Source organism: Glutamicibacter sp. NPDC055354 (genome assembly GCF_053644955.1).
In genome coordinates, this window is record NZ_JBSHMB010000006.1 from 1 (window position 1) to 4,997 (window position 4,997).

General features: G+C 53.0%; 3 protein-coding genes and 3 tRNA genes. 5 read left to right on the plus strand and 1 reads right to left on the minus strand.

The window, feature by feature from the left end; translation table 11 throughout:
• The first annotated feature begins 1,087 nt into the window (after positions 1–1,087).
• The 5 genes from ACWICV_RS16980 to ACWICV_RS17000 all read left to right on the plus strand — a co-directional run bounded on the left by ACWICV_RS16980 (position 1,088) and on the right by ACWICV_RS17000 (position 4,730).
• Positions 1,088–2,512 carry an amino acid permease gene (locus tag ACWICV_RS16980; protein WP_402735844.1) on the plus strand — a complete coding sequence of 475 codons (1,425 nt, stop codon included), beginning with the start codon at positions 1,088–1,090 and terminating at the stop codon, positions 2,510–2,512.
• Positions 2,513–2,688: 176 nt separating this feature from the next.
• Entirely contained in the window at positions 2,689–4,065 is a 1,377-nt protein-coding gene (locus ACWICV_RS16985; protein WP_454091384.1) for an FAD-binding oxidoreductase, read from the plus strand.
• Positions 4,066–4,174: 109 nt separating this feature from the next.
• Positions 4,175–4,248: transfer RNA gene (locus tag ACWICV_RS16990), tRNA-Pro, on the plus strand.
• A 286-nt stretch (positions 4,249–4,534) separates the two neighbouring features.
• Positions 4,535–4,606 (plus strand) — tRNA-Gln (locus tag ACWICV_RS16995).
• Positions 4,607–4,654: 48 nt separating this feature from the next.
• A tRNA-Glu gene (locus tag ACWICV_RS17000) sits at positions 4,655–4,730 on the plus strand.
• 58 nt (positions 4,731–4,788) lie between these two features.
• Here the strand turns inward: ACWICV_RS17000 and ACWICV_RS17005 are convergent.
• Positions 4,789–4,997 (minus strand): hypothetical protein (locus ACWICV_RS17005; protein WP_454133459.1); only part of this gene is annotated, 209 nt, incomplete at its 5' end.

A 4,997-nucleotide genomic window follows, 5' to 3' on the forward strand; every position in this document is an offset into this window, starting at 1 on the left:
ACCGTTTGGTGCCGGGGCCTCACCTGTTTAACGAGAAGGGGAGGGGGAATTGGGCAGCTGGTGCTGCTTGGTTCCTCCTCCCCTCCTGCTTTAACGACCAGTGCGTCCAGGGTATTTGTGTTGGCCTCCAGGGTATTTGTGTTGGCCAAGGTTGCCGGCGAGCTCAGTTGCTTGCACCGGATGACGAGGGCCAGTTTACCCGAGAATTATTCACTGGAGTTCTTATCCAAATTGAAGATCAGGTTGTCGGCCCAGCCAGCCTTGCTGAGCCATATTTGTTCCCTGACGGGTATCGACTAAAAATGCCAGCTGGTCGACTGCGTAATTTGAGTTTCAGGCACCAAGGCGACAGCTCCGTTTCGGAAGACGATTCCCGCAGTTGCACCACATTCACCTGCCGGCGTGCAATGGTGAGAGCAACTGGCAACCATAGGTCTCGGCGTAAGGGGATTCGACCGACCAAGGGAACCAAGACTGCTAGAATTCACCGGGTCAGGCCAATGAACGTCATTGTGGACCTCGTCTTGGAAAGCCTTGAAAGCAATAGATACTGTCATCCACCACCCGAAGACACCGGCATCATGTTTCTGAAGACGCGGATGCTAACGGACAGCAGATGCTTTGACTTCCGGTGGACAACATGACGGACACAGGCGGGCGTGGCTGCTGACCACTGACGTGCAGCACTTTGAAGCCAGCCGTATCGGAATCCTGCCTCGATATCGAGGGATTGCGCAAGCACATTTAAGCATTCTCAAGGTCGTTGGTGAGGATCGCGCAGCATGATCCTTCAATTGGATTCACGAGTATCTGACTGCATTGCCTGCCGGGATGTGTACTTCTATCTACAGCTCGCGAGTGGTCGAAATTCCAGAATGCCCATCACGCTGTCCCGAGATATCCGTTGGAAGAATTGCCGTCCGGTATCTCAGCTTCTTTTCACCACGAGTCTGAGGTACCGGACTATCTTGTCTTTTCCCCGCTCCAAGATGCGTGTGACTGCGATTACATGGATGTCGGGGTTGAAGCACACCATGAAAAGTGAGCGGCAAACCTCTGATGCAGTTAGGAATCTCGGAGGAGCAGCATGCGTACTAGCCAGACAAGTCAAAACTTGAAACGTGGTTTAAGCACACGGCACATCAGGTTTATCGCTCTAGGGTCTGCTATTGGCACAGGCTTGTTCTATGGTTCCGCAAGCGCCATTCAAATGGCTGGGCCAGCGGTGCTGTTGGCATACATACTCGGTGGGGCAGTGGTGTTCATGGTGATGCGTGCGTTGGGAGAAATGGCAGTCCGCAATCCGACCTCCGGCTCATTCGGAAGCTATGCCACTGAATTCGTTGGACGCTTTGCTGGCTTTGCAACCGGGTGGACCTACACGTTTGAAATGTTTGTGGTGGCCCTGGCTGACGTGACAGCTTTTGGCGTATATATGGGTTTCTGGTTTCCCAACGTCGAACGATGGATCTGGATCCTGGCAGTTGTTTTCTTCATTGCCGCCGTGAACCTGCTCTCGGTCAAAGTCTTCGGCGAACTGGAATTTTGGTTCTCCTTGATCAAGGTCGTCGCTATCATGGCAATGATCGCTGGTGGCGTTCTCGTAATCGTCTTCGGGTTGGGCAACCAAAGCGAAGGAGCTGCAGGTCTATCCAATCTCTTTGCTGGCGACGGCTTCATGCCGCATGGTGTCTGGGGCATTCTCGCTTCCCTGACGATTGTCATGTTTGCCTTCGGCGGCACCGAAGTGATCGGCATTACCGCTGGCGAAGCGCAAAACCCGCGTAAAGTCATTCCGCAGGCAATTAACTCTGTGCCAGTGCGCATCTTGCTGTTCTACGTATTGACGCTCGGTGTCATCATGTGCATTCAGCCGTGGAACACGATTGATGGTAGTGAAAGTCCATTCGTTTCGATCTTCTCCAGCATCGGCTTCTCGTCAGCAGCAAATGTCCTGAACTTCATCGTCATCACTGCGGCACTCTCAGCAATCAACGCAGACATCTTCGGCGCGGGACGCATGATTCACGGTATGGCTAAACAAGGCCAGGCGCCACAGGTATTCACGAAGACCACGGCTAACGGGGTCCCATGGGTGACCTCACTATCGATGATCGGCGCATTGCTTATTGGTGTAGTGCTGAACATCTGGTTCGAAGATGAGATCTTCTTCCTCATTGCTGCATTGGCTACTTTCGCCACCGTCGTTGTTTGGTCGATGATCCTGATCTCTCATATTCGGATGAAGCACCGGATAGACAGAGATAATCTTGAACCATCTGCATTCCCAGTTCCGCTTTGGCCAGTGGGTAGCTACTTGGCGCTGGCCTTCATGATCTTCGTGATCATCTTAATCGGCATTATTCCGGATACGCGTAGTGCACTCATTACCGGTCTAATCTGGGTGGCAATCCTGGGCGTTTGTTATCGACTATTCGTCAGAGGAAAAGCCCTTCCAGCAGAAATCCAAGCAGCGCAATCGAAAGAAAATGCAGCAGCTGAACGGTCTTAGCCCGATAAATAATAGGGCAATGACGTATGCCGGCCCCGGACTGGCTGGCCATGAGGGTGCAAACGCAGTTTTGAACCGAGCTACTAGTAAATTGCCAAGTCATCAAGTTCGGCAAAGACCCTCAAAAGCCGTAGTCTCAGGTAAATACTTGCACGCAACGATCCGTGGAGATAAAGATGGCCGCTTCCCATGCCGGATTTCTAGATGCCCTCAGCGCGGCATTACCAGAGAATGCCATTGAAACAGCGGGCCCGCTGCTTCGAGAAAACTCTAGAGACTTCGGTCAGTTGTCGGGGGATCCCATTGAACCGCTGGCCGTGGTTTTCGCCAGTTCCGTAGCGGATGTACAACACGTTCTACGCTTGGCTAGCGAATACAAGGTACCGGTCATTAGCCGCGGTGCCGGCACAGGTGTTTCTGGTGGTGTACACGTACTAGGTGATGCCGTCGTCTTGAACTTGAGCAAGATGAATAGAATCCTAGAGATCCGCCCGGAAGATGAGGTCGCTGTGGTTGAACCTGGCGTCATCAATCATCAGCTGAACGAAGCCGTTTCCGAATTCGGCCTCATGTACGCCCCGGATCCTGCTAGCTACAAGATGTCTACAATTGGCGGCAACATCGCAACCAACGCGGGAGGCCTGCGGTGCGCGAAGTATGGCGTGACCCGAGAAGCAGTGCTCTCCCTAGACGTAGTATTGGCAGACGGCCGACTAATCCGCGTTGGCAAGAATACGTTCAAGGGTGTAGCAGGGTATGATCTCGCCGCACTTTTCATAGGGTCAGAGGGCACGCTGGGCGTTGTCGTTCGCGCAGTTCTCCGATTGCGCTATCTCCCGGTAGACGAGCGAGACATAGCTCTATTGTTCCCCAGCCTGGAAGAAGCAGTCGAGGGCGTTCAACTGATTGCCAAAGCCAGAATTCAGCCTGCCATTTTGGAACTCATTGATCATTCGACTCTGCTCATTCTTGATGAACAGTACTCGACGAATTACGCAGGTCACGGCGGTGCCATGCTCTTGGCTCGACTGGATGGCTATGGCGCCGAGCGTGAAGAAACCGCTCTCCGCAGTGTTTTCGCAGACCGCAATGCCCAGCTAAGCAATTCGGCAGATCCGAGTGCTACGCAACTGATCGAAATGCGCCGAACCAGCCGGGGTGATACTAAAGACGATGCTTACCGGACTGGAGAGGATGTCGCGATTCCGAAAAGCAAGATGCTTGAATACGTGCACCGCGTTCAACGGGCTGCGCGGGACGAAAACGTAAACATGCGGATGATTTCGCATGTAGGGGATGGCAATCTGCATCCGACGTTTTCTGTAGAACCGGAAGACGGCAACGAGCCACTAGCGAGGCTTGACCGTGCAGTTGAAAGCTCCGTACGTATTGCACTGGAACTGGGCGGCACAATTACTGGCGAACACGGTGTCGGGCTGATCAAAAAAGATTGGTTGCAATGGGAACAAGCAACAGAAGTGATCGAACTCCAACAGCAGATCAAGAACCTTTTGGACCCGTTGAATATCTTGAATCCTGGGAAAGCTATCTAATGGTCTTAAGCTGCGAGGCCCGGCTAAGGACTTGGCGGCAAAGAAAAGAGTAGCTATGCCGGGCATTGATGAGAATTCTGCAGGGTGTATAGTGAAATGGTTGTAACCACGGGATATAGCGCAGCTTGGTAGCGCGCGTCGTTCGGGACGACGAGGTCGCAGGTTCGAATCCTGTTATCCCGACACACAGCTAAGGGGGAACTTCGGTTCCCTCTTTTGCATTAAGCAGTCGTCTCAGCACGCAGTGACAGGTCAAGTGGACCTGCCTCCTTCGGCGGCAATTTATCGGCTGACGTGTAGCGAAGCTCAGGTCTTTTACAGGCATTTCAATAAACGAGCTGCAGATCACTCGAGGATATTGCCCCAGGATGTGCGATCCGTGAATTTTTTAGGTATAGTTATATCTCGTGCTAAGGCGTTCAGCGCAGATCAGCTTCGGCTGCTGAAGCAAATGAATACCAAGTCACATTGGGATATGGTGTAATTGGCAACACAACGGTTTCTGGTTCCGTCATTCTAGGTTCGAGTCCTGGTATCCCAGCGCTTCACCAAAGAGATTTGGTGAGCTGAAGATTAATCTTCAGCATACGGCCCCATCGTATAGCGGCCTAGTACTCCGCCCTCTCACGGCGGCAACACGGGTTCGAATCCCGTTGGGGTCACCAAAGCAAAAATCGCGAAACTTATGTTTCGCGATTTTTTTATGCCCAAAAACCGAGGATTCTACGGAACCGACAGCGGCTTCCGCTGAAACCTCCTTAAGCAGGGTAATCCGTCAGTAATGTAACGGCGCAGAGTTGCAGGTCTGGCGCGGGTGAGGGGAAACTGCCCGTTGAGCCCGTTGAGCCCGTTGAGCCCGTTGAGCCCGTTGAGCCCGTTGAGCCCGTTGAGCCCGTTGAGCCCGTTGAGCCCGTTGAGCCCGTTGAGCCCGA